Annotated in this window: 24 protein-coding genes and 1 tRNA gene; 17 read left to right on the forward strand and 8 right to left on the reverse strand. The window is 68.7% G+C overall.

The annotated features are described in order from the left end of the window. Positions 1 to 6 precede the first annotated feature (6 nt). The 3 genes from ugpC to AC07RM_RS32155 all read left to right on the forward strand — a co-directional run bounded on the left by ugpC (position 7) and on the right by AC07RM_RS32155 (position 4,256). Positions 7 to 1,014 (forward strand): sn-glycerol-3-phosphate ABC transporter ATP-binding protein UgpC, encoded by a 1,008-nt coding sequence (gene ugpC, locus AC07RM_RS32145; protein WP_093340999.1) that lies wholly within the window; start codon positions 7 to 9, stop codon positions 1,012 to 1,014. Between the two features lie 7 nt (positions 1,015 to 1,021). Continuing rightward, the gene (ugpQ, locus tag AC07RM_RS32150) at positions 1,022 to 1,762 is read left to right on the forward strand and encodes a glycerophosphodiester phosphodiesterase (RefSeq protein WP_495337060.1); all 741 of its coding nucleotides are present in this window, start codon (positions 1,022 to 1,024) and stop codon (positions 1,760 to 1,762) included. A 70-nt stretch (positions 1,763 to 1,832) separates the two neighbouring features. Further along, positions 1,833 to 4,256 carry a DUF3772 domain-containing protein gene (locus tag AC07RM_RS32155; protein WP_495337061.1) on the forward strand — a complete coding sequence of 808 codons (2,424 nt, stop codon included), beginning with the start codon at positions 1,833 to 1,835 and terminating at the stop codon, positions 4,254 to 4,256. Between the two features lie 18 nt (positions 4,257 to 4,274). Here the strand turns inward: AC07RM_RS32155 and AC07RM_RS32160 are convergent, their stop codons facing one another. Then, positions 4,275 to 4,745 (reverse strand): Lrp/AsnC family transcriptional regulator, encoded by a 471-nt coding sequence (locus AC07RM_RS32160; RefSeq protein ID WP_093341004.1) that lies wholly within the window; start codon positions 4,743 to 4,745, stop codon positions 4,275 to 4,277. 204 nt (positions 4,746 to 4,949) lie between these two features. On the opposite strand from AC07RM_RS32160, the gene AC07RM_RS32165 reads away from it, so the two are divergent. The 4 genes from AC07RM_RS32165 (at position 4,950) to AC07RM_RS32180 (ending at position 8,253) form a co-directional block, all read left to right on the forward strand. Continuing rightward, positions 4,950 to 5,924 (forward strand): ABC transporter substrate-binding protein, encoded by a 975-nt coding sequence (locus AC07RM_RS32165; protein ID WP_093341005.1) that lies wholly within the window; start codon positions 4,950 to 4,952, stop codon positions 5,922 to 5,924. Between the two features lie 76 nt (positions 5,925 to 6,000). Next, positions 6,001 to 6,897 carry an ABC transporter permease gene (locus AC07RM_RS32170; RefSeq protein ID WP_057592072.1) on the forward strand — a complete coding sequence of 299 codons (897 nt, stop codon included), beginning with the start codon at positions 6,001 to 6,003 and terminating at the stop codon, positions 6,895 to 6,897. Continuing rightward, positions 6,897 to 7,691: an ABC transporter ATP-binding protein gene (locus AC07RM_RS32175; protein WP_093341008.1), complete on the forward strand. Its 795-nt coding sequence runs from the start codon at positions 6,897 to 6,899 to the stop codon at positions 7,689 to 7,691. The genes AC07RM_RS32170 and AC07RM_RS32175 overlap by 1 nt, the downstream gene beginning before the upstream one ends. Positions 7,692 to 7,752: 61 nt before the next feature. Beyond that, the gene (locus AC07RM_RS32180) at positions 7,753 to 8,253 is read left to right on the forward strand and encodes a GNAT family N-acetyltransferase (protein WP_495337062.1); all 501 of its coding nucleotides are present in this window, start codon (positions 7,753 to 7,755) and stop codon (positions 8,251 to 8,253) included. A 10-nt stretch (positions 8,254 to 8,263) separates the two neighbouring features. Here the strand turns inward: AC07RM_RS32180 and AC07RM_RS32185 are convergent, their stop codons facing one another. Beyond that, positions 8,264 to 8,542: a hypothetical protein gene (locus AC07RM_RS32185; RefSeq protein WP_203202644.1), complete on the reverse strand. Its 279-nt coding sequence runs from the start codon at positions 8,540 to 8,542 to the stop codon at positions 8,264 to 8,266. Positions 8,543 to 8,635: 93 nt separating this feature from the next. Here AC07RM_RS32185 and hemA point away from each other — a divergent pair, with 93 nt between their 5' ends. From hemA to paeA, 6 genes are all read left to right on the forward strand, one after another. Continuing rightward, positions 8,636 to 9,907 carry a glutamyl-tRNA reductase gene (gene hemA, locus AC07RM_RS32190; protein ID WP_057592076.1) on the forward strand — a complete coding sequence of 424 codons (1,272 nt, stop codon included), beginning with the start codon at positions 8,636 to 8,638 and terminating at the stop codon, positions 9,905 to 9,907. Between the two features lie 96 nt (positions 9,908 to 10,003). Beyond that, on the forward strand, positions 10,004 to 11,092 hold the full coding sequence (prfA, locus tag AC07RM_RS32195; RefSeq protein ID WP_398499146.1) for a peptide chain release factor 1: 1,089 nt from the start codon (positions 10,004 to 10,006) through the stop codon (positions 11,090 to 11,092). Then, a complete protein-coding gene (prmC, locus tag AC07RM_RS32200) occupies positions 11,089 to 11,940 on the forward strand; it encodes a peptide chain release factor N(5)-glutamine methyltransferase (protein ID WP_495337063.1) in 852 nt (283 codons plus the stop codon). The genes prfA and prmC overlap by 4 nt, the downstream gene beginning before the upstream one ends. A gap of 29 nt (positions 11,941 to 11,969) precedes the next feature. Beyond that, the gene (gene grxD / locus AC07RM_RS32205; RefSeq protein ID WP_093341014.1) at positions 11,970 to 12,296 is read left to right on the forward strand and encodes a Grx4 family monothiol glutaredoxin; all 327 of its coding nucleotides are present in this window, start codon (positions 11,970 to 11,972) and stop codon (positions 12,294 to 12,296) included. 13 nt (positions 12,297 to 12,309) lie between these two features. Next, positions 12,310 to 12,822 carry a cupin domain-containing protein gene (locus AC07RM_RS32210; protein ID WP_296787503.1) on the forward strand — a complete coding sequence of 171 codons (513 nt, stop codon included), beginning with the start codon at positions 12,310 to 12,312 and terminating at the stop codon, positions 12,820 to 12,822. 79 nt (positions 12,823 to 12,901) lie between these two features. After that, a complete protein-coding gene (gene paeA, locus AC07RM_RS32215; protein WP_296787502.1) occupies positions 12,902 to 14,185 on the forward strand; it encodes a polyamine export protein PaeA in 1,284 nt (427 codons plus the stop codon). 15 nt (positions 14,186 to 14,200) lie between these two features. Here paeA and AC07RM_RS32220 read toward each other — a convergent pair whose 3' ends face one another. Together AC07RM_RS32220 and AC07RM_RS32225 are read right to left on the reverse strand one after the other, a co-directional pair. Then, positions 14,201 to 14,884 (reverse strand): lytic transglycosylase domain-containing protein, encoded by a 684-nt coding sequence (locus AC07RM_RS32220; protein ID WP_495337064.1) that lies wholly within the window; start codon positions 14,882 to 14,884, stop codon positions 14,201 to 14,203. After that, a complete protein-coding gene (locus AC07RM_RS32225) occupies positions 14,881 to 16,626 on the reverse strand; it encodes a proline--tRNA ligase (protein WP_495337065.1) in 1,746 nt (581 codons plus the stop codon). The genes AC07RM_RS32220 and AC07RM_RS32225 overlap by 4 nt, the downstream gene beginning before the upstream one ends. A 137-nt stretch (positions 16,627 to 16,763) precedes the next feature. On the opposite strand from AC07RM_RS32225, the gene AC07RM_RS32230 reads away from it, so the two are divergent. Both AC07RM_RS32230 and AC07RM_RS32235 read left to right on the forward strand, forming a co-directional pair. Continuing rightward, on the forward strand, positions 16,764 to 17,441 hold the full coding sequence (locus AC07RM_RS32230) for an RNA pyrophosphohydrolase (RefSeq protein WP_093341020.1): 678 nt from the start codon (positions 16,764 to 16,766) through the stop codon (positions 17,439 to 17,441). 91 nt (positions 17,442 to 17,532) lie between these two features. Continuing rightward, complete coding sequence (locus tag AC07RM_RS32235) at positions 17,533 to 17,982, forward strand: CNP1-like family protein (RefSeq protein WP_495337066.1); 450 nt, start codon at positions 17,533 to 17,535, stop codon at positions 17,980 to 17,982. A gap of 70 nt (positions 17,983 to 18,052) precedes the next feature. Here AC07RM_RS32235 and proB read toward each other — a convergent pair whose 3' ends face one another. The 4 genes from proB to rplU form a co-directional block, all read right to left on the reverse strand. Beyond that, on the reverse strand, positions 18,053 to 19,192 hold the full coding sequence (gene proB / locus AC07RM_RS32240; protein ID WP_093341023.1) for a glutamate 5-kinase: 1,140 nt from the start codon (positions 19,190 to 19,192) through the stop codon (positions 18,053 to 18,055). A gap of 80 nt (positions 19,193 to 19,272) precedes the next feature. Beyond that, positions 19,273 to 20,349 carry an Obg family GTPase CgtA gene (cgtA, locus tag AC07RM_RS32245; RefSeq protein ID WP_495337067.1) on the reverse strand — a complete coding sequence of 359 codons (1,077 nt, stop codon included), beginning with the start codon at positions 20,347 to 20,349 and terminating at the stop codon, positions 19,273 to 19,275. Between the two features lie 71 nt (positions 20,350 to 20,420). Then, on the reverse strand, positions 20,421 to 20,681 hold the full coding sequence (gene rpmA / locus AC07RM_RS32250; protein WP_057592096.1) for a 50S ribosomal protein L27: 261 nt from the start codon (positions 20,679 to 20,681) through the stop codon (positions 20,421 to 20,423). A 12-nt stretch (positions 20,682 to 20,693) separates the two neighbouring features. Further along, positions 20,694 to 21,005 carry a 50S ribosomal protein L21 gene (rplU, locus tag AC07RM_RS32255; protein ID WP_057592097.1) on the reverse strand — a complete coding sequence of 104 codons (312 nt, stop codon included), beginning with the start codon at positions 21,003 to 21,005 and terminating at the stop codon, positions 20,694 to 20,696. Positions 21,006 to 21,190: 185 nt separating this feature from the next. On the opposite strand from rplU, the gene AC07RM_RS32260 reads away from it, so the two are divergent. Beyond that, complete coding sequence (locus AC07RM_RS32260) at positions 21,191 to 22,183, forward strand: polyprenyl synthetase family protein (RefSeq protein WP_093341026.1); 993 nt, start codon at positions 21,191 to 21,193, stop codon at positions 22,181 to 22,183. A 44-nt stretch (positions 22,184 to 22,227) separates the two neighbouring features. Further along, a tRNA-Pro gene (locus AC07RM_RS32265) sits at positions 22,228 to 22,304 on the forward strand. The last annotated feature ends 114 nt before the right edge of the window (positions 22,305 to 22,418 follow it).

Below are 22,418 nucleotides of genomic sequence, written 5' to 3' on the forward strand. Positions count from 1 at the left end.
GAAAACATGGCTGCCATTTCCCTACGCAACGTCATCAAGCGCTACGGCCACGGCCCCAAGGCCAACCAGGTCATCCACGGCGTGAGCGCCGAGATCGCCGACCACGAGTTCGTCGTCATCGTCGGCCCGTCGGGCTGCGGCAAGTCCACGCTGCTGCGCATGGTGGCCGGCCTGGAGGAGATCTCCGCCGGCGAGATCGCCATCGGCAACAAGGTGGTGAACCAGCTCGAGCCCTCCGAGCGCGACATCGCGATGGTGTTCCAGAACTACGCGCTCTATCCGCACATGACGGTGTTCGCGAACATGGCCTACGGCCTGAAGATCGCGAAGGTGCCGGTGGCCGAGATCAAGGTGCGCGTGGACAAGGCCGCGAAGATCCTCGAGCTGGGCCACCTGCTCGAGCGCAAGCCGCGCGAGCTCTCGGGCGGCCAGCGCCAGCGCGTGGCCATGGGCCGCGCCATCGTGCGCCAGCCGCAGGTGTTCCTGTTCGACGAACCGCTGTCGAACCTCGACGCCAAGCTGCGCGCCCAGACCCGCCTCGAGATCCAGAAGCTGCACCGCGAGCTCGGCATCACCTCGCTGTTCGTCACCCACGACCAGGTCGAGGCCATGACGCTGGCGCAACGCATCATCGTGATGAACGGTGGCGTGATGGACCAGTTCGCGACGCCCGAGGAGGTCTATTCGCGCCCCGCCACCACCTTCGTCGCGAGCTTCATCGGCTCGCCGCCGATGAACCTGCTGCGCCATGCACCGGGCGTGCGGCCGGGCCAGATCCTGGGCATCCGCCCCGAACACATGGCGCTCGACGAGCGCGGCTGGTCGGTGCAGGTCGAGCAGGTCGAGCTGCTGGGCGCCGAGCGCCTGGTCTACGGTCGCATCGGCGACGAGCAGATCATCATGCGCACCGACGAGGCCGACCAGCCGCCGATGGCGGGCGACACGGTGAAGATCGCCGCGCGCGAAGACAAGCTCCACTGGTTCGACGCCGGCTCGGGCAAACGCGCGGAATGAGCGCGGAATGAGCACCCCCTGGCCCTATCCGCGCTGGATCGCCCACCGCGGCGCCGGCAAGCTCGCGCCCGAGAACACGCTCGCGGCCTTCCGCTTCGGCGCCGCGCACGGCTATCGCATGTTCGAATGCGATGCCAAGCTCAGCGCCGACGGCGTGGTGTTCCTGATGCACGATGCCACCCTGGAGCGCACCACCAGCGGCCGCGGCATCGGCGGCCAGAAGCCCTGGAGCGAACTGGCGCAGCTCGACGCGGGCGGCTGGCATTCGCGCGCCTTCGCGGGCGAGCCGCTGCCCACGCTCGAGAACCTCGCGCGCTTTTGCCTGGCCAACCACCATCTGCTGAACATCGAGATCAAGCCTACGCCCGGCACCGAGCGCGAGACCGGCGAGGCGGTGGCGCGGCAGGCCGCGACGCTGTGGCGCGATGCGGCCGTCCCGCCGCTGCTGACCTCGTTCCAGGTCGATGCGCTGAAGGGCGCGGCGGCCGCGGCGCCCGAATTGCCGCGCGGTCTGCTGCTCGACACACTGTGGAACGGCTGGCTCGAGACCGCGCGCGAGCTCGGCTGCGTGGCCATCGTCTGCAACCACGCGCTGTGGGACGCCACGGTCGTGACGCAGGTGCACGGCGCCGGCCTGCGCGCGCTGAGCTACACGGTCAACGACGACTGGGCCGCGCAGCGCCTGATCGACCTGGGCACGGACGGCATCATCACCGACCGCGTCGACCTGTTCAGCCCCGCACGCTGAACGCGGCCCCGTCACATGCTGTGACGCGCCGCGAAGCCGGACCTTCAGGTGCGGCTTCTATGATGCGGCCATGAGTTGGACCTCCCGTCTCGCGGCCTTGCTGATGGCCGCCCTGCTGCTGTGCGGCACCGCCTTCGCGCAGCAGGACCCCGATCTCGCGGCCGCGCCGCCCGCGCCCACCGTGGCCGAGCTGCGCGCGCTGCTCGCCAAGATCGACCAGAGCACCGACTCGGCCGAGGACGCGCGCAGCCGGCTGACCCAGATCAACGCGATCGGCGCGCAGGCCGACAAGTTCGTGGCGGCGCGCACCGGCGAGCTCAACGACCTCAACGCGCGCCTGGGCGAGCTCGGCAACCCGCCCGCGGCCGGCGCCAGCGAAGACCCCGACATCACGCGCCAGCGCGCGCGCCTGACCAAGGAGCGCAATGCGCTCGATGCCGACATCCGGCTCGCCAAGCTGCTGGCGATCGACGTGCGCCAGCGCGGCACCGACCTGCTGACGCAGCGCCGCGCGGTGTTCGAGGCCCAGCTCACCGAGCGCGCGGCCTCGCCGCTGACCGGCGAGTTCTGGAGCGACCTGCAGGAGGCCTGGCCCGACGACCTCGACCGGCTGCAGGCCATGGTCGCGGGCGTGCAGGCGGGCCTCGCCACCGCCATCGGCGGCGCGGGCCGCACGCTGGTGATCGCGGCGCTGATCGGCGCGCTGCTGCTGGCCTTCGCGGGCGTCTGGGCCGCCGAGCACGGCCTGACCCGGCTCGCGGTGAAGCTGCTGCCCGCCGGGCGGCTGCGGCGCTCGCTGCTGGTGATCGCGATCGTCGCGGCCCACGTGCTGCTGGTGGCGCTGGCCGCGCACGGCTTCGTCTACGTGCTCGAGCAGCACGCGGGCTGGGCGCCGCAAGCGCGCAAGGCGATGCTGTCGCTGGCGCAGGCGCTGGTGTTCATGGCCTTCGTGATCGGCCTGGGCCGCGCGCTGCTGGCCACCGGCCGGCCGTCGTGGCGGCTGCCACCGATTCCCGACGCCATGGCCGCGCGGCTCGCGGCCCTGCCCTGGCTGGTGGCGCTGGTGGCGGCGCTGGCCTGGGCACCGGCCGAGATCAACGCGCTGGTCGATGCCAGCCTCTCGGCCGTGGTCGCCACGCACGTGCTGACCGCGCTGCTGCTGACCGCGCTCGTGGGCGCGGTGCTCTACCGGCTCAAGGCGCTGCGCGCCGGCGCACCCGGCGAGGACCTGCCCGAGCGGCCGATGTGGGTCGGCATCCTGGTGGCGCTGATCGCCATCCTGATGATCGTGATCTGGGTGCTGGTGGCCGTGGGCTACGTGGCGCTCGCGAGCTTCCTGGCTTCGCAGCTGACCTGGAGCGGCATCGTCGCCACCGCGTTCTACGTGCTGTTCAAGTTCGCCGACGACGTGTTCATGGCCACCGTGTCGTCGCGCAGCGGCTTCGGCCAGCGGCTGCAGAAGAGCTTCGGCCTGGCACCGCAGACGCTGGACCAGATCGCCACCGTGCTGTCGGGCCTGAGCCGGGTGGCGCTGTTCTTCTACATGCTGATCGCGCTGGCCGCGCCGCTGGGCACCAGCCCCGGCGAGGTGTTCCAGCGCAGCGGCAAGTTCGGCACCGGCGTGAAGATCGGCGAGTTCCAGCTCGTGCCGGGCGCGATCCTCAGCGCGGTGGCGGTGCTGGCCGTGGGCTTCGTGATGCTGCGCATCTTCAAGCGCTGGCTGGCCGCGAGCTACCTGCCGACCACCAAGTTCGAGCCCGGCATGCAGAGCTCGATCAGCACCCTGCTGGGCTACGTGGGCGGCATCCTGGTGATCGCGTTCTCGCTCTCGGCGCTGGGCATCGGCGTCGAGCGCATCGCCTGGGTGGCGAGCGCGCTGTCGGTGGGCATCGGCTTCGGCCTGCAGGCGATCGTGCAGAACTTCATCTCGGGCCTGATCCTGCTGGCCGAGCAGCCCGTGAAGGTGGGCGACTGGGTGGTGCTGGGCACGGCCGAGGGCGACGTGCGGCGCATCAACGTGCGCGCCACCGAGATCCAGCTCGGCGACCGCTCCACGCTGATCGTGCCGAACTCGGAATTCATCACCAAGACCGTGCGCAACATGACCTTGGCCAACGCCGAGGGCCGGGTGCTGATCCGCCTGCCGATGCCGCTGACCACCGACGCGCAGAAGGTGCGCGACCTGATCCTCGAGGCCTGCAAGGCGCACGAGGGCGTGCTCGAGACGCCGGCGCCCTCGCTCACGCTCGAGGGCATCGAGAACGGCCTCTTGATCTTCCAGGCGATCGCCTACGTGGCCAGTCCGCGGCTGGCCGGCGGCGTGCGCAGCGACCTGCTGTTCACCATCCTCGACGCGCTGCGCCAGGCCGACCTGCCGATGGCCACGCCCACGCTGGTGATGGCGGCCGCGCCGGCGGCACCCTCGGCGCTCTCGACCGCGCCCTCGCCGGTGCCCTCCTCGCCGGCCTCGCCGCTGCCGGGCGTGCAGGGCTGAAGGCCGGCTGCGCTCGACTCAACTCAGCGGCAGGGTGGTCGTGCACTTCACCTCGTTGAGGCACACGCTCGAGCGCACCGCCGACACGCCCGGCATGTGCATCAGCGTGTCCATCAGGAACTGCGACAGCGAGTGCAGGTCGCGCGCGACCACCTTGATGACGTAGTCGAAGTCGCCGGTGACCGAGTAGCACTCGAGGATCTGCGGCAGGTCGGCCACCAGGTCCTGGAACTTCGGCAGCTCGCCGATGTGGCCGCGCGCCATGGTCACGTGGATGAAGGCGATCACGCCGAGCCCCACCTGGCGCGCGTCGAGCCGGGCCGCGTAGCCGCTGATGAAGCCCATCTCCTCGAGCCGCCGGTGCCGCCGCAGGCACTGGGCCGGCGAGAGGTTGGCCACTTCGGAGAGTTCGAGGTTCGATGCACGGCCATGCGCTTGCAAGTGGTCGAGGATCTTCCTGTCGATGCGGTCGAGCGTGATCTCGTGCAATTTCGTCTCCTTCAAGTGCCAATGACCGCAATCATATTTCTCAAAGCGGGGTAAGCACTGGCGTGGGATGCACCTTAATTGTGCAGACCACGCTCTAGACTCCAGGCTTCCGGAAGTGCATGCCGCATTTCCGTGCATCGCTTCCCTGCCCGGCCCCGCCGTGGCGTCGGACCCGTTCCCTTCCTCTGATCCGGAGATCCTCACGTGAAATTCGCCCTGCTTCGCACCCCTGTCGCCGCCGCCCTGGCCCTCGGCATGCTCGCCGCCGCGCCCGCCTTCGCGGCCGACAAGTCGGTGGCCGTGACCGCCATCGTCGAGCACCCGGCGCTCGACGCCGTGCGCGACGGCGTCAAGGCCGAGCTGAAGGCGGCCGGCTACGAAGAGGGCAAGAACCTCAAGTTCACCTACCAGAGCGCGCAGGGCAACGTGGGCACCGCAGCCCAGATCGCGCGCAAGTACGTGGGCGACCAGCCCGACGTGATCGTCGCGATCGCCACCCCCTCGGCCCAGGCCACGCTGGCCGCCACCAAGACCATCCCGGTCGTCTACTCGGCCGTGACCGATCCGGTGGCCGCCAAGCTGGTGAAGAGCTGGGACGCCACCGGCACCAACGTGACCGGCGTGTCGGACCTGTCGCCGCTGGACAAGCACATCGCCCTCATCAAGCAGGTGGTGCCCACCGCCAAGCGCATCGGCGTGATCTACAGCCCCGGCGAAGCCAACTCGGTGGCGATCGTGGCCGACCTCAAGAAGGCCGCCGCGGCCGCCGGCATGACGGTGGTGGAAGCCGCCGCCGCGCGCACCGTGGACGTGCCGACCGCCGCCCAGAGCCTGGTCGGCAAGGCCGACGCGATCTACACGCCGACCGACAACAACGTGGTGTCGGCCTTCGAGGGCATCGTGAAGGTGGCGCAGCAGGCCAAGCTGCCGGTGGTGGCGGCCGACACCGCGACCGTCGAGCGCGGCGCGGTCGCGGCGCTGGGCCTGAACTACACCGACATCGGCCGCCAGACCGGCAAGATCGTGGTGCGCATCCTCAAGGGCGAGAAGCCCGGCACGATCGCCTCGCAGACCAGCACCAACTTCGAGCTGGTGGTGAACCCGGGCGCGGCCAAGCTGCAGGGCGTGACCCTGTCGGACGAACTGCTGAAGACCGCCAAGGTCGTGAGCACCAAGTAAGTCCCGGCCTCATCGCCAGCGACGGGTCGTCCCGCGGACGGCCCGTCTTTTCGTTTTCGCCGGGAGCTTCTTCCTCATGTCCCTCATCGCCTCGCTGGGCGCCATCGAGATCGGCCTGATATTCGGGCTGGTCGCGCTGGGCGTCTTCATGTCCTTCCGCATCATCAACTTTCCCGACCTCACGGTGGACGGCAGCTTCCCGCTCGGCGCCGCCGTGGCGGCCACGCTGATCGTGGCCGGCTGGAACCCGGTGGCCGCCACCGCGGTGGCCTGCGTCGCGGGCGCCGTCTCGGGCTGGGTCACGGCCTGGCTCAACGTGAAGCTCAAGATCATGCAGCTGCTCGCGAGCATCCTGGTGATGATCGCGCTCTACTCGATCAACCTGCGCGTGATGGGCAAGCCCAACGTGGCGCTGATCACCGAGCCCACCGTGTTCAGCATGGCCAGCTTCGGCGGCATGCCCGAGCAGTGGGCCAAGCCGCTGTTGCTGCTCTTGATCGTGATCGCCGCGAAGATCGTGGTCGACCTGTTCTTCGCCTCCGAGGCCGGCCTGGCGATGCGCGCCACCGGCGGCAATGCGCGCATGGCGCGCGCCCAGGGCATCTCGACCGACTTCCACACCATGGCGGGCCTGGCGCTGTCGAACGCGCTGGTGGCGCTGGCCGGCGCGCTGTTCGCGCAGAGCCAGGGCACGGCCGACATCTCGATGGGCGTGGGCACGATCGTGATCGGCCTGGCGGCGGTGATCATCGGCGAGACGCTGATGCCCGCGCGCAGCATGGTGATCACCACGCTGGCCTGCATCCTGGGGGCGCTGCTCTACCGCTTCTTCATCGCGATGGCGCTGAACACCGACTTCATGGGCCTGCAGGCGCAGGACCTGAACCTGGTGACCGCCGTGCTGGTGGCCTTCGCGCTGCTGGTGCCTGCCTACAAGCGCAAGCTCGGCGGGCTTTTCAAGGGGAAGAACTGATGCTGCGCGCCGAACAACTCGAGATGACCTTCAACCCGGGCACGCCGATCGAGAACCGCGTGCTGCGCGGGCTCAGCCTGGAGATTCCCACCGGCCAGTTCGTCACCGTGATCGGCTCGAACGGCGCCGGCAAGTCGACCTTCCTCAATGCGGTCAGCGGTGACCTGATCGTCGACAAGGGCCGCATCGAGATCGACGGCAAGGACGTGACGCGGCTCAACGCCTGGCAGCGTTCGGGCATGGTGGCGCGCGTGTTCCAGGACCCGATGGCCGGCACCTGCGAGGCGCTGACCATCGAGGAGAACATGGCGCTGGCCTGGAAGCGTGGCGAGCGGCGCGGCCTGGGCCTGTCGCTCAACCGTGGCCTGCGCGAGCTGTTCCGCGAGAAGCTGTCGATCCTCAAGCTCGGGCTGGAGAACCGGCTGGCCGACCGCATCGGCCTGCTGTCGGGCGGCCAGCGGCAGGCGGTGAGCCTGCTGATGGCTTCGCTCAAGCCCTCGCGCATCCTGCTGCTCGACGAGCACACGGCCGCGCTCGACCCGAAGACCGCGGCCTTCGTGCTCGAGCTCACCGCGCGCATCGTCGAGGAGAGCAAGCTCACCGCGATGATGGTCACGCACAGCATGCGCCAGGCGCTGGACTACGGCTCGCGCACGGTGATGCTGCACGAGGGCCAGGTGATCCTCGACGTGGCCGGCCCCGAGCGCTCGGGCCTGGACGTGCCCGACCTGCTGCGCATGTTCGAACAGACGCGCGGCGAGAAGCTCGACGACGACAAGCTGCTGTTGGCATGAGCGCCGCGCCGGGCCGCCCCAAGCAAGCTCGCACCGCAGTGCGACGCACGGAGGTACTTCAATGACCGTCGTGCGCGCGATGCGGCCCGAGGACCTGCAGGCGGTGCTGGCGATCCAGCTCGCCTGCTACGGCGCGGGCTTCGTGGAGGACGGGGCGCTGATCGTGCGCCGGCTCGCCGCGGCGCCGCGCACCGGCTGGGTGATCGAACACGCGGGGCGGGTGGCCGCCTACCTCGCGGCCTATCCCTCGCGCGTGGGCAAGCTCACGGCCCTGCACGGCGACTTCGAGGTGCTGCCAGAGGCACAGGCCGACGCGCTCTACCTGCACGATCTCGCGGTCGACCCGGCCGCCTCGGGCCATGGCCTGGGGCCGGCGCTGGTGCGGCATGCGCTGGCCTTCGCCGACGCGGCGGGCTGGCGGCGCTCGGCGCTGGTGTCGGTGCAGTCATCGCTGGGCTTCTGGGAGCGCCACGGCTACGCGGTGCATGCGCTGGCCGACGCGGCGCAGCAGGCGCGCCTGGCAAGCTATCCCGCGCCGGCGCACTACATGGTGCGGACCTGAAAGCCGTCGCTCAGCGCCGCCAGCCGCGCTGCAGCAGCCACTGCACGGTGCCGCAGACCACCACCAGCGCGGCATAGCTCGCGATGCGGCCGTCGTGGCCCGTGACCACCAGCCCGGCCAGCAGCACCAGCACGCCAGCTATCGTATTGATAGCGAATTGCGCCCAGATGGCGGGCGTTCCGGGCTTTCGTGGCATCAGGAAGCGGCCGCACAGCGCGAGCACCCCGGCCACGAAGACGGCCGGCAGCGCGAAGTTGAGGAGGTGGTTGAGCAGGGCGAGCGCGGACATTCGGGAAGGGGCGGAAGCGTCATCCGCCAGCCGCTATGGAGGTCATAGACAGCACGGTGCCGGGACGGGCTCCGCAAATTTTATAATCGCTACATGTCTGTCTGGGCTCTTGGCTTGAACCACACGACCGCGCCGCTCGATCTGCGCGGTCGTTTTGCGTTTGCGCTCGACCAGATCGCTCCCACCCTGCAGAGCCTGCGCAGCTCGTTCTCGAGCGGCCGCCACCCGCAGGTCGAGGCCGCCATCATCTCGACCTGCAACCGCACCGAGATCTACTGCGCCGCCGACCATGCCGCGATCGACCACACGGTCGGCTGGCTGGCCCAGAGCGGCGGCGTGGCCCCCGCGCTGCTGCGCTCGCATGCCTACACCCTGCACGATGGCGATGTCGCGCGCCATGCCTTCCGCGTGGCCAGCGGCCTCGATTCGATGGTGCTCGGCGAAGCCCAGATCCTCGGCCAGATGAAGGACGCGGTGCGCGCCGCCGAAACCGCCGGCGCGCTGGGCAGCACGCTCAACCAACTCTTCCAGCGCTCGTTCGCGGTCGCCAAGGAAGTGCGCACCGCCACCGAGATCGGTGCGCACTCGATCAGCATGGCGGCCGCCGCCGTGCGCCTGGCCGGCCAGCTGTTCGAGGACCTGCGCCAGACGCGCGTGCTGTTCGTCGGCGCCGGCGAGATGATCGATCTCGCGGCCACGCACTTCGCGGCCAAGGAGCCGAAGTCCATCGCCATCGCCAACCGCACGCTCGAACGCGGCGAGAAGCTGGCCTCGCGCTTCGGCGGCGAGGCGATGCGGCTGGCCGACCTGCCGGCACGGCTGGCCGAGTTCGACATCGTCGTGAGCTGCACCGCGAGCACGCTGCCGATCATCGGCCTGGGCGCCGTGGAACGCGCGCTCAAGTCGCGCAAGCATCGCCCGATGTTCATGGTCGACCTGGCCGTGCCGCGCGACATCGAACCCGAGGTGAAGGCGCTCGAGGACATCTACCTCTATACCGTCGACGACCTCGCCCAGGTGGTGCAGCAGGGCCAGGCCAACCGCCAGGCCGCGGTGGCGCAGGCCGAGGTCATCATCGACGCCGGCGTGCAGAGCTTCATGCACTGGCTGGGCCAGCGCGGCACCGTGCCGCTGATCCAGCAGCTCAACGCCCAGACCGACGAATGGCGCGCCGCCGAACTGGCGCGCGCGCGCAAGCTGCTCGCCAAGGGCGAATCGGTCGACGCCGTGCTCGAAGCCCTGTCGCGCGGGCTCACGCAGAAGATGCTGCACGGCGCGCTGGCCGAGCTGCATGCGGGCGATGCCGCCTCGCGCGAGCAGACGGCGCAGACCATCTCGCGCCTGTTCCTGCGCAAAGAGCGTTAGCGGCGCTCGTCCGCGAGCCCGGCACGGCGTGCCGCGGCCTCCATGCGCCTTGCCGCCATGCCGCGGCACCTCCCCTCTTTTTCGAATCCCTCCGTCGTGAAGCCCTTTCTCCGCAACCAACTCGAACGCTATGCCGCCCGCCTCGGCGAACTCGACTTCCTGCTCTCGCGCGAGGACATCATGGGCGACATGGCGCAGTACCGCACCATCTCGCGCGAGCATGCCGAGGTGACGCAGGTGGCCGGCCGCTATGCGCGCTACGTGCAGCGCGAGGCCGACATCGCGGGCGCGAAAGAGATGCTCGACGACGCCGACATGGCCGAGATGGCCGCGCAGGAAATCGCCGAGGCCGAGGCCGAGCTCACGCAGCTGGAAGACGAGTTGCAGCGCCTGCTGCTGCCCAAGGACCCCGACGACGCGCGCAACGCCTTCCTCGAAATCCGCGCCGGTACCGGCGGCGACGAATCGGCGCTGTTCGCGGGCGACCTGCTGCGCATGTACACGCGCTACTGCGAGCGCGCGGGCTGGCGCTGCGAGATCGTGAGCGAGAACGAGAGCGAGCTCGGCGGCTACAAGGAAGTGGTGGTGCGCATCTCGGGCGACGAGGTGTTCGGCAACCTGCGCTTCGAATCGGGCGGCCACCGCGTGCAGCGCGTGCCGGCCACCGAGACGCAGGGCCGCATCCACACCAGCGCCTGCACGGTGGCGGTGCTGGCCGAGCCCGACGAGGCGCAGGCGGTGCAGATCAATCCGGCCGACCTGCGCATCGACACCTACCGCGCCAGCGGCGCCGGCGGCCAGCACATCAACAAGACCGATTCGGCGGTGCGCATCACGCACATCCCAACCGGCATCGTGGCCGAGTGCCAGGACGACCGCAGCCAGCACCGCAACAAGGCCAAGGCGCTGCAGGTGCTGTCGGCGCGGATCCAGGAGAAGGAGCGCAGCGAGCGCGCCGCCAAGGACGCCGCGCTGCGCAAGGGCCTGATCGGCAGCGGCGACCGCTCCGACCGCATCCGCACCTACAACTTCCCCCAGGGCCGGCTCACCGACCACCGGATCAACCTCACGCTCTACAAGCTGCTCGCGATCATGGAAGGCGACCTCGGCGACGTGCTGGAGGCGCTGCGCGCGGCGCGCGCGGCCGAGCAGCTGGCCGAGCTCGAATCGAGCCTGCCCTCATGAGCACCGAGCCGCTCGCGCCCTCGACCGTGACCCAGGCGCTGGCCGCGGCCGCGCGGCTGGGCGTCGACCGGCTCGATGCCCAGCTGCTGCTGCTGCATGCGCTGGGCCGGCCGCCGCACGACCGCGCCTGGCTGCTCGCGCACGACACCGACGCGCTGCCCGAGCCGCTGTGGACCGAACTGTCGGCGCGGCTGCTGCGCCGCCTCGCGGGCGAGCCGGTGGCCTACCTGCTGGGCGAGAAGGAATTCCACGGCCTCGAGCTGCGCGTCGACCCGCGCGTGCTGGTGCCGCGGCCCGACACCGAGACGCTGGTCGACTGGGCGCTGGAATGCCTCGAAGGCCATGCAGCGCCGCGCGTGCTCGACCTGGGCACCGGCAGCGGCGCGATCGCGCTGGCGCTGCAGCATGCGCGCGCCGATGCGCAGGTCGATGCGGTGGATGCCAGCGCCGATGCGCTGGCGGTGGCCCGCGCCAACGCCGAGCGCCTGGCGCTGCCGGTGCGCTTCGCCCAGGCCGACTGGCTGGCGGGCGCGGCCCAGGGCTACGCGCTGATCGCCAGCAACCCGCCCTACATCGCCGCCGGCGACCCGCACCTGCCGGCGCTGCAGCACGAGCCCGTCTCGGCGCTGGTGGCCGGCGCCGACGGGCTCGACGACATCCGCCGCATCGTGGCCGACGCGCCCGCGCACCTGGCCGAAGGCGGCTGGCTGCTGCTGGAGCACGGCCACGACCAGGCCCCCGCGGTGCGGCAGCTGCTGGCCGCCCACGGCTTCGCCGAGGTGCAAAGCCGCGACGACCTGGCAGGCATCGCGCGCTGCTCGGGCGGAATCCGGCGCACGGTGAAATAATCCCTCCAGCCTACTTTTCAGGAGCCCCCATGTCCGACGCCCAGCAACGCATCGACGACCTCGTCAAATCCAACGAACTCGTGCTCTTCATGAAGGGCAACGCCAGCTTCCCCATGTGCGGCTTCTCGGGCCGCGCGATCCAGATCCTCAAGGCCGTGGGCGTCGACACCAAGTCGCTCAAGACCGTCAACGTCCTCGAGGACGACGGCATCCGCCAGGGCATCAAGGACTACAGCAACTGGCCCACCATCCCCCAGCTCTACGTCAAGGGCGAATTCGTCGGCGGCTCGGACATCATGATGGAGATGTACGAGTCGGGCGAACTGCAGAAGGTGCTGGCCGGCGACGCTGCCTGATCCGGGCCCGGCGATGAGCCACGGCCACGATCACGACCACGGGCATCCGCACGACGAGGCTGCTGCCCCGGCGTGGAAGCACGACGGCGTGCGGGTGATCGCGGCCAACCAGCTCGACGCCAACACCGCCCAGACGCCCGGCATGAACCGGGCCGCGGCGATCAACTTCGCGCGCGTCGGCGCGCAGAAGCTCTGGGCCGGCACGGTCACCATCCATGCCGACGCCAAGACCGGCGCCCACCACCACGGCCACCTCGAATCGGTGATCTACGTCGTGCGCGGCCGCGCGCGCATGCGCTGGGGCGAGCAGCTCGAGTTCACGGCCGAGGCCGGGCCGGGCGACTTCATCTACGTGCCGCCCTACGTGCCGCACCAGGAAATCAACGCCAGCCCGACCGAGACGCTCGAGTGCGTGCTGTGCCGCAGCGACGGCGAGGCCGTCGCGGTGAACCTCGACATCGAGCCGGTCGAGAAGCCCGAGTCGGTGCTGTGGGTCGACCCGACCCATCCGCACGGCGGGGTCTGAGCCCCCTTTCGTCCGCGGGCCGCGCCCGTGGCGGGCGCCCCCTGCGCCATGGCACCATCGGGGTCTGTTGGTGATCACCATGACCCTGACCCAAAGCCTGCTCGTCATCGCGCTCCTGATCGCGCTGAGCGCCTTCTTCTCTCTCGCTGAGATCGCGCTGGCCGCCTCGCGCCGCCTGCGCCTGCGCCAGATGGCCGACGACGGCGACGCGCGCGCCGACCTCGTGCTGCGCATCCAGGAGCAGCCGGGCTACTACTTCACCGTGGTGCAGATCGGCCTCAATGCGGTCGCGATCCTGGGCGGCGTGGTCGGCGAAGGCGCGCTGAGTCCCTACTTCGCGCGCCTGTTCACCGGCTGGCTCGGCCCCGAGGGCGCGCAGAGCGCGGGCTTCCTGTGCTCCTTCGTGACCATCATCGCGGTGTTCCTGGTGTTCGCCGACCTGTTCCCCAAGCGGCTGGGCATGAACGACCCCGAACGCCTGGCGGTGCGCATCGCCAAGCCGATGCAGCTGCTGATCACCACCTTCAAGCCGCTGGTGTGGCTGTTCACCGCCTGCACCGACCTGCTGTTCAAGCTGCTGGGCATGCCGATGGCGCGCGACGACAAGATCACCTCGGCCGACATCCTCGCGATGACCGAGGCCGGCGCGCGGGCCGGCGTGCTCGCGGTGCGCGAGCAGCAGGTGATCGCCAACGTGTTCGAGCTCGAGACGCGGCTCGTGAGCAGCGTGATGACCGCGCGCGACAGCATCGCCTGGTTCCTGCACGACGACCCCGAGTCGGTGCTGCGCGCGCGCATCGTGGCCGAGCCCTTCTCGGCCTACCCGGTGTGCGATGGCGACATCGACCACGTGCTGGGCTACGTCGATGCCAAGGACATGTTCCAGCGCGTGCTCAGCGGCCAGCCGCTGGCCTTCGACCAGGGGCTGCCGCTGCACAAGGCGCTGGTGATTCCCGACCGGCTGTCGCTGACCGAGGTGCTCGAGCAGTTCCAGCAGGCCCATGAAGACTTCGCGATCATCGTCAACGAGTACAGCCTGGTGGTGGGCGTGATCACGCTCAACGACGTGATGAGCACGGTGATGGGCGACCTCGTGTCCACACCCGACGAGGAGCAGATCGTGCGCCGCGACGAGAACTCCTGGCTGATCGACGGCATCACACCGATCCAGGACGTGCAGCGCGCGCTGCAGATCGATGAGCTGCCGCATGCCGACGAGTACGAGACGCTCGCGGGCTTCCTGATGGTGATGCTGCGCCGCGTTCCCAAGCGCACCGACAGCGTGAGCTGGGCGGGCTATACCTTCGAGGTGATGGACGTCGACAGCTACCGGATCGACCAGGTGATGGTCACCAAGACCTGACCGCCCGCGCCCGGGTCAGGCCGCGGAACGGGCCTTGTCCTGTTCCTTGCGCTCGATCTCGCGCTCGCGGTCGGCCCAAGCCCACAGCCGCTGGTTCGAGAACACCGCGTTCGGATACGGCGCCTTGCCGCGGCTGCCGTTGTAGCGGCCCAGCGTCATGAACAGGTCGCCGCTCTCGCGGTCCAGGTAGTGGCGCAGGATCACGCAGCCGAAGCGCAGGTTGGTCTGCATGTGGAACAGCTTGGCCGGGTCGCTGTCGCCGATCACGCGGGTCCAGAACGGCATGACCTGCATGTAGCCGCGCGCGCCCGCGCTCGAGACGGCGAACTTGCGGAAGTTGCTCTCGACCTGGATCAGCCCGAGCACCAGGCTCACGTCGAGCCCCGAGCGCTTGGCCTCGTACCAGACCGTCTGCAGGAATTCGATGCGCGAGGGCGCGTCTGCGATCTTTTTCTTGAGCCGTTCGCTCATCTCGCCGAGCCAGCGCAGGTAGGCCAGCCGGGCTTCGGTGTTCGCGAACTGCGGCACCGGCGGTGCCTTGTTGTGGATGGCCGAGCTCAGCGCGGTGCGCACCGAGTCGATCAGCGGCTCCTCGATCTGCGCGCCGGCCAGTGCGGGGCGCGGCAGCGACAGCGCCGCGAGGGCGCCCGCCGCGGCACTCAGACAGCGGCGCCGGGAGAAGCCGCCCGGCAGGCTCATGCGCCGAGCTTGCCCGCGATGAAGTCCGCGATGCCGGCGGCCGGCACCTTGGTCGCGGCGGTGTCGCGGCGATGCTGGTATTCGAGCTGGCCTTCCTTGAGGCCGCGGTCGGAGATCACCACGCGGTGCGGCACGCCGATCAGTTCCCAGTCGGCGAACATCGCGCCCGGGCGCTCGCCGCGGTCGTCGAGCAGCACGTCGACGCCCTTGGCGAGCAACTCTTCGTAGAGCGCCTCGGCCGCGATCTTGACCTCGGCGCTGCGGTCCATGCCGATCGGGCACACCACCACGGTGAACGGCGCGATCGCGTCGGGCCAGATGATCCCGCGCTCGTCGTGGTTCTGCTCGATGGCGGCGGCAGGCAGGCGCGTGACGCCGATGCCGTAGCAGCCCATCTCGAGGAACTGCGGCTTGCCGGCCTCGTCGAGGAAGGTGGCGTTCATCGACTTGCTGTACTTTGTGCCCAGCACGAAGACGTGGCCCACCTCGATGCCGCGCTCGATCGCCAGCACGCCCTTGCCGTCGGGCGAGGCATCGCCCGCGACCACGTTGCGCAGGTCGGCCACCAGCTCGGGCTCGGGCAGGTCGCGGCCCCAGTTGACGCCAGTCATGTGGAAGTCGACCTCGTTGGCGCCCGTGATCCAGTCGGCCATCAGCGCGACTTCGCGGTCGGCCACCAGCTTCACCGGCTTCTTGAGGTTCAGCGGGCCGAGGTAGCCTGGCTTGCAGCCGAAGTGCGCATCGATCTCGGCCAGGGTCGCGAAGCGGAAGCCCTTGTCGAGGCCGGGCAGCTTGGCGACCTTGATCTCGTTCATTTCGTGGTCGCCGCGCAGCAGCAGCAGCCAGACCTGCGAGCCCTTGATGTTGCCGGCGTCGTCGACGATGTCGGTGGCCAGCACCAGCGACTTCACGGTGGTGGCGAGCGGCACGCCGAGCAGCACGGCGACATCCTCGCAGGTGCTCTTGCCGGGCGTGGGCGTCTTCTCGAGCGCATTGGCGGCGGCGGGACGCGGGCCGGCCGGGGCCAGCGCCTCGGCCTTCTCCATGTTGGCCGCGTAGTCGCTGTCGGGGCAGTAGACGATCGCGTCCTCGCCGGTGGCGGCGATGACCTGGAATTCCTCGCTGAGGTCACCGCCGATGGCGCCGCTGTCGGCCGCCACGGCGCGGTAGCGCAGGCCGAAGCGGTCGAAGATGTTGCGGTAGGCCTGCGCCATCGCCTGGTAGCTGGCCTTGGCCGCGTCGAGGTCGCGGTCGAAGCTGTAGGCGTCCTTCATGATGAATTCGCGCCCGCGCATCAGGCCGAAGCGCGGACGGCGCTCGTCGCGGAACTTGGTCTGGATCTGGTAGAAGTTCTTCGGCAGCTGCTTGTAGCTGCGGATCTCCTGGCGCGCGATGTCGGTCACCACCTCTTCGCTGGTGGGCTGCACCACGAAGTCGCGGTCATGGCGGTCCTTGATGCGCAGCAGCTCGGGGCCCATCTTGTCGAAGCGGCCCGACTCCTGCCAGAGCTCGGCGGGCTGCACCACCGGCATCGTCAGCTCGACCGCGCCGGCGCGGTTCATCTCCTCGCGCACGATCGCCTCGACCTTGCGGATGACGCGCAGGCCCATGGGCATGTACGTGTAGATGCCGGTGCCGACCTTCTTGATCATGCCCGCGCGCATCATGAGACGGTGGCTCGCCACCTCGGCATCGGCCGGCGCTTCCTTGAGGGTGGAGACGAAGAAACGGGATGCTTTCATCGGAAATGCGGTGCTGGTTCGGAGTGAAACGAGACGGACGACGGCCCCCGTAGAGACCCTGAGAGCCCGGAACCGGTCGCTTGCCGAGTGCAACCCGGCATGCATAATCGACTCAGTTCAAAAATTGGGGTTTGATTATGCTCGACCGGGACGGCTTCAGGCCCAACGTCGGCATCATCCTGCTCAACCAGAAAAACCAGGTTTTTTGGGGCAAACGCATCCGCACGCATTCCTGGCAGTTTCCGCAAGGCGGCATCGACCGCGGCGAAAGTCCCGAGCAAGCCATGTTCCGGGAATTGCATGAGGAAGTGGGTCTCCATCCGGAGCACGTGCGTATCGTGGCCCGTACCCGCGACTGGTTGCGCTACGAGGTGCCGGATCGGTTCATCCGACGAGACGCACGAGGTCACTACAAGGGCCAGAAACAAATCTGGTATCTGCTGCAACTGGTCGGCCACGACTGGGATCTCAACCTGCGTGCCACGGACCATCCCGAATTCGACGCCTGGCGCTGGCACGACTACTGGGTGCCGCTCGACGTCGTCGTCGAATTCAAACGGGGCGTCTACGAGATGGCGCTCACCGAGCTTGCTCGCTACCTGCCACGGCAGGATTTCCGCAACCGCTTCCTGCGCAGCAACGTGCGCGCCCGAGAGTTCGAGCGCCATCCCTCCGCAGGCGGCCACGACGCCAACTTCGAACTGCCTCCGGGCGCGAGCTTCGACCCGGATCCCAATGTCAAATCTGCGACCGACTCTTCCGACGGCCCCGTCTTTCCGTCCGCATCCGCTGCGCAACCTCCCACGCCGCGCTAGCCCGGCGCTCGTTCTCGCCAGTGCCCTGCTGCTGGCCGCCTGCGGCTCGGCCAAGCACGACACCGACAACCCCGACTGGGCGCAAAGCGGCATGCCGCCCCCGCCCAAGACGACGCAGTCCGATGCCGAGTGGCAGGAGTCGGCGGCGCCGCCGCCACCGGCCTTCGACCAGAACCGCCTGGTGCCGATCGAGATGCCGCCCTACATGACGCTGAAGTTCGGCATCGACCCGAAGACCATTACGATCACGCCCGACGGCATCGTGCGCTACGTGGTGGTGGCGAGCAGCAAGGCGGGCGGCACGGTCAACGCCTTCTACGACGGCGTGCGCTGCAAGACCGGCGAGATGAAGAGCTATGCGCGCTACAGCGGCAATGCCTGGGAGCTGGCCAAGGCGCCCGAGTGGAAGCGCATCACCGATCTCAACTCGCGCTACACCTGGGCCATCGCGACCCAGGGCCTGTGCCGCGACAGCGCACCGCGCTCGACGGCCAGCGAGATCGTCCAGTACATCCGCAATCCGGTGCGCGAAGTGCAGTGAGCGGCACGCCGGCACGATGAGAAAAGGCCCCGATCGGGGCCTTTTTCTTTGGCGCGGGTCGAGGCAAGGCTCAGACCGGCATCAGCACCATGTTGTCCCGGTGCACCATCTCCGGCTCGGCGGCGTAGCCCAGCAGCCGCTCGAACTCGGCCGAGGGCTTGCGGCACAGCAGCCGCGCCTCGACGCTCGAGTAGTTGGCGAGGCCGCGCGCCAGTTCGATGCCCTCGGCATCGCGCACCGCGATCACGTCGCCGCGCGAGAACTCGCCCGATACGCCCGTCATGCCGATCGGCAGCAGGCTCTTGCCCTCGGCACGCACCTTGGCGGCCGCGCCGGCATCGACGATCACGGCGCCACGCAGTTGCAGATGGTCGGCCATCCAGCGCTTGCGCGCCTGGTGCTTCGCGGTCTGCGCCACCAGCAGCGTGCCGATGGCGTCGCCTTGCGCGAGCCGCAGCAATGCGTCGGGCTCGCGGCCCCAGGCGATCACGGTGGAGGCGCCCGAACCGGCCGCGCGCTTGGCCGCGAGGATCTTGGTGATCATCCCGCCCTTGCCGATGCTCGAGCCCGCGCCACCGGCCATGGCCTCGAGCGCCGGGTCGCCCGCGGCGGCCTCGTGGATGAACTTCGCGTCGGGGTCCTTGCGCGGGTCGGCCGAATAGAGGCCGCGCTGGTCGGTGAGGATCACCAGCGCATCGGCCTCGACGAGATTAGCGACCAGCGCGCCGAGCGTGTCGTTGTCGCCGAACTTGATCTCGTCGTTGACCACGGTGTCGTTCTCGTTGATGACCGGCACCACGCCGAGGCGCAGCAGCGTCACCAGGGTCGAACGGGCATTGAGGTAGCGCTCGCGGTCGGCCAGGTCGGCGTGCGTGAGCAGCACCTGCGCGCTGCCGATGCGGTTCTCGCGCAGCTTGGTCTCGTACATCTGGGCCAGGCCCATCTGGCCGACGGCCGCCGCGGCCTGGAGCTCGTGCACTTCGTGCGGCCGGGTCTTCCAGCCGAGGCGCTTCATGCCCTCGGCGATGGCGCCGCTCGAGACCATCACCACCTCGCGCCCGTCGCGCACCAGCGCGGCGAGCTGCCGGCACCACTCACCGATGGCGCCCTCGTCGAGGCCGCGGCCCTCGTTCGTCACGAGGCTCGAGCCCACCTTGACGACGATGCGGCGGGCGTCCCGCAGGGCTGTGGATCCGGTATTCGAGGTCATTGGAGGCTGTAGCTGGCGTGAAGACTGACGATTATGCTATTTAATCAATAGCATTGCAGGGCCGGGCCGAAGGCCCCCGCTCAGGGCTTTTCGGGCGGCAGTTCGACGAAGCGCGGATCGATCTCGGCCTGCGGCTGCTCGGCCACCTGCTGGGCCTTCACCTGGCGATAGATCGCGTGCACGAGCGGCTCGCAGCCTTCGCGCGTCAGCGCCGAGATCTCGAACACCGGGCCCTTGAAGCGCAGGCGCTTCACGAAGTCCTTCACGCGCGCGGCGCGCTCTTCCTCGGGGATCATGTCCAGCTTGTTGAGCACCAGCCAGCGCGGCTTCTCGTAGAGCTGCGCGTCGTACTTCTTGAGCTCGCCCACGATCGCCTTGGCCTGCGCGACCGGGTCGACGGTCTCGTCGAAGGGCGCGAGGTCGATCACGTGCAGCAGCAGCCGGGTGCGCTGCAGGTGGCGCAGGAACAGGTGGCCGAGGCCAGCGCCGTCGGAAGCACCCTCGATCAGGCCGGGCAGGTCGGCCACCACGAAGCTCTGTTCGGGGCCGACGCGCACCACGCCGAGGTTGGGGTGCAGGGTGGTGAACGGATAGTCGGCGATGCGCGGGCGCGCGTTCGAGATCGCGCTGATCAAGGTCGACTTGCCGGCGTTCGGCATGCCCAGCAGGCCCACGTCGGCCAGCACCTTGAGTTCGAGCTTGAGGCTCTTGCGCTCGCCGGGCCAGCCGGGCGTCTTCTGGCGCGGCGCGCGGTTGATGGCGCTCTTGAAGCGCAGGTTGCCGAACCCGCCGTCACCGCCCTTGGCGATGGTGATGACCTCGCCGGGTGTGAGCAGTTCGTAGAGCACCTCGCCGGTTTCGGCGTCGGTGATGATCGTGCCGACCGGCATCTTCAGCGTGATGTCGTCGCCCGCGGCGCCGAACATGTCGGAACCCATGCCATGCTCGCCGCGCTTGGCTTCGTGCCGGCGCGAGTAGCGGAAATCCACCAGCGTGTTGAGGTTCGAGTCGGCCACGGCGAACACATGGCCGCCGCGCCCGCCATCGCCGCCATTGGGGCCGCCGAATTCCTTGTACTTCTCATGGCGGAACGACACGCAGCCGTTGCCGCCATCGCCGGCGGCGATGTCGATGAAGGCTTCGTCGACGAACTTCATGGGATGTCCAGTTTACAAATGAAGAAGCCCCGGCAAAGCGGGGCTCCGAGACAGTCGAAGTGGCTGGAGGCTCAGGCCGCCGGCGTCACATTGACCATGTGCTTGTTGAGCGCACCCTTGAAGCCGAACGACACGTGGCCGTCGACGAGGGCGAACAGCGTGTGGTCCTTGCCCACGCCGACGTTCACGCCGGGGTGGAACTGGGTACCGCGCTGGCGCACGATGATCGAGCCGGCGCTGATCAGTTGGCCGCCGAAGGCCTTCACGCCGAGCATCTTGGGCTTGGAATCGCGCCCGTTTCGCGTGGAGCCGCCGCCTTTTTTCTGTGCCATGGAGTCTGCTCCTTAACCGGCGATCGCGCCGATTTGCAGCTCGGTGAACTGCTGGCGATGGCCTTGACGTTTCTGATAGTGCTTGCGACGGCGCATCTTGAAGATGCGAACCTTGTCGTGCTTGCCGTGCGACAGCACCGTGACCGTCACCGTTGCACCGGACACCAGGGGCGTGCCAACCTTGATTTCAGCGCCGTTTCCGACGGCCAGAACCTGGTCGATCACGATTTCCTGGCCAACGTCCGCAGCAATCTGTTCTACTTTGATTTTCTCGCCGGAAGCAACGCGATACTGCTTGCCACCGGTTTTTATGACCGCGTACATGTGAACCTCTTAGGAATTGAGTCTCCGCGGCGAATTCCGCAGAGCCCAAGACTATAGCACGGTTTGCGCATGCTCACATGGCCGGGCACCCGGCCGAGGCCGGTGGCCGCTTCCCGCTCCCTATAATCGGCGCCTTCCGGCGTCTTGCGCCATCCCTGTATTCAGCAGCGCCCAGCGCCCACGCTTTGTCAGTTCCCGCCGCCGACACCTCCCCCACCGCCGCAGTCCTCGGCCTGATCGCCGGTGACATGGTCGAAGTCGACCGCGTGATCTCCAACCGCCTCGACACCGGGGTGCCGCTGGTCAGCCAAGTCTCGAAGTACATCATCTCCGCGGGCGGCAAGCGCCTGCGGCCGGCGCTGCTGCTGCTGATGGCCGGCGCGCTCGGCTACACCGGCGAACAGCGCTTCAATCTCGCGGCCGTGGTGGAGTTCATCCACACCGCCACGCTGCTGCACGATGACGTGGTCGACGAGTCGACGCTGCGCCGCGGGCGGCCGACCGCCAACGAATCCTTCGGAAATCCCGCCAGCGTGTTGGTCGGCGACTTCCTTTATTCGCGCGCCTTCCAGATGATGTTGGATGCCAACAACATGCGCGTGATGCAGATCCTGGCCGAAGCGACCAACGTGATCGCCGAAGGCGAGGTGCTGCAGCTGATGAACATGCATGACGCCTCGCTCGACGAGTCGGCTTACCTGCGCGTCATCCGCTCCAAGACCGCCAAGCTGTTCGAAGCCAGCACGCGCCTGGCCGCAGTCCTGGCAGGCGTGACGCCCGCAGTCGAGGAGGCCTGCGCCACCTACGGGCAGGCACTGGGCACGGCCTTCCAGGTGATCGACGACGTGCTCGACTACGCGGGCGACGCCAGCGAGACCGGCAAGAACCTCGGCGACGACCTGCGCGAAGGCAAGACCACGCTGCCGCTGATCTTTGCGATGCAGCGCGGCACCGCGGCCCAGAGCGCGCTGGTGCGCGCGGCCATCGAGGCGGGCGACACCGCCCAGCTGGGCAAGATCGTCGAGATCGTGCGCGAAACCGGTGCCCTGGATGCATCGCGCGCGGCAGCCGCAGCTGAAGCACAACGCGCAATTTCTGCGCTCGACGGCTTCGCGACGAATTCGCACGCTTCAGGTTTGCTACAATTAGCGGCTCAGCTGCTTGAGCGGCGTGCCTGACACCTCTTACGAGTTGGCCAAGGACGACTGACTTTTCGCACCATCGGGGTGTAGCTTAGCCTGGTAGAGCGCTACGTTCGGGACGTAGAGGCCGGAGGTTCGAATCCTCTCACCCCGACCAGTCTTTTCGACTGGCATAAACCATCAGAATGCCATTTTCTGTTGCTGTACAGCGATTTACAGCACGGAAGTGTTCGGCGATGATCGTGAAGCAATTTCTCACATCTCTTGCATT

It is taken from the genome of Variovorax sp. GW821-FHT09B05, from assembly GCF_059418265.1.

Bases quoted from the DNA above. Each gene is read 5' to 3' on its own strand.
- ugpC (WP_093340999.1), top strand. From the start codon at position 7: ATGGCTGCCATTTCCCTACGCAACGTCATCAAGCGCTACGGCCACGGC.
- ugpQ (WP_495337060.1), top strand. From the start codon at position 1,022: ATGAGCACCCCCTGGCCCTATCCGCGCTGGATCGCCCACCGCGGCGCC.
- AC07RM_RS32155 (WP_495337061.1), top strand. From the start codon at position 1,833: ATGAGTTGGACCTCCCGTCTCGCGGCCTTGCTGATGGCCGCCCTGCTG.
- AC07RM_RS32170 (WP_057592072.1), top strand. From the start codon at position 6,001: ATGTCCCTCATCGCCTCGCTGGGCGCCATCGAGATCGGCCTGATATTC.
- AC07RM_RS32175 (WP_093341008.1), top strand. From the start codon at position 6,897: ATGCTGCGCGCCGAACAACTCGAGATGACCTTCAACCCGGGCACGCCG.
- AC07RM_RS32180 (WP_495337062.1), top strand. From the start codon at position 7,753: ATGACCGTCGTGCGCGCGATGCGGCCCGAGGACCTGCAGGCGGTGCTG.
- AC07RM_RS32185 (WP_203202644.1), bottom strand. From the start codon at position 8,542: ATGTCCGCGCTCGCCCTGCTCAACCACCTCCTCAACTTCGCGCTGCCG.
- hemA (WP_057592076.1), top strand. From the start codon at position 8,636: ATGTCTGTCTGGGCTCTTGGCTTGAACCACACGACCGCGCCGCTCGAT.
- prmC (WP_495337063.1), top strand. From the start codon at position 11,089: ATGAGCACCGAGCCGCTCGCGCCCTCGACCGTGACCCAGGCGCTGGCC.
- grxD (WP_093341014.1), top strand. From the start codon at position 11,970: ATGTCCGACGCCCAGCAACGCATCGACGACCTCGTCAAATCCAACGAA.
- AC07RM_RS32210 (WP_296787503.1), top strand. From the start codon at position 12,310: ATGAGCCACGGCCACGATCACGACCACGGGCATCCGCACGACGAGGCT.
- paeA (WP_296787502.1), top strand. From the start codon at position 12,902: ATGACCCTGACCCAAAGCCTGCTCGTCATCGCGCTCCTGATCGCGCTG.
- AC07RM_RS32220 (WP_495337064.1), bottom strand. From the start codon at position 14,884: ATGAGCCTGCCGGGCGGCTTCTCCCGGCGCCGCTGTCTGAGTGCCGCG.
- AC07RM_RS32225 (WP_495337065.1), bottom strand. From the start codon at position 16,626: ATGAAAGCATCCCGTTTCTTCGTCTCCACCCTCAAGGAAGCGCCGGCC.
- AC07RM_RS32230 (WP_093341020.1), top strand. From the start codon at position 16,764: ATGCTCGACCGGGACGGCTTCAGGCCCAACGTCGGCATCATCCTGCTC.
- AC07RM_RS32235 (WP_495337066.1), top strand. From the start codon at position 17,533: ATGCCGCCCCCGCCCAAGACGACGCAGTCCGATGCCGAGTGGCAGGAG.
- proB (WP_093341023.1), bottom strand. From the start codon at position 19,192: ATGACCTCGAATACCGGATCCACAGCCCTGCGGGACGCCCGCCGCATC.
- cgtA (WP_495337067.1), bottom strand. From the start codon at position 20,349: ATGAAGTTCGTCGACGAAGCCTTCATCGACATCGCCGCCGGCGATGGC.
- rpmA (WP_057592096.1), bottom strand. From the start codon at position 20,681: ATGGCACAGAAAAAAGGCGGCGGCTCCACGCGAAACGGGCGCGATTCC.
- rplU (WP_057592097.1), bottom strand. From the start codon at position 21,005: ATGTACGCGGTCATAAAAACCGGTGGCAAGCAGTATCGCGTTGCTTCC.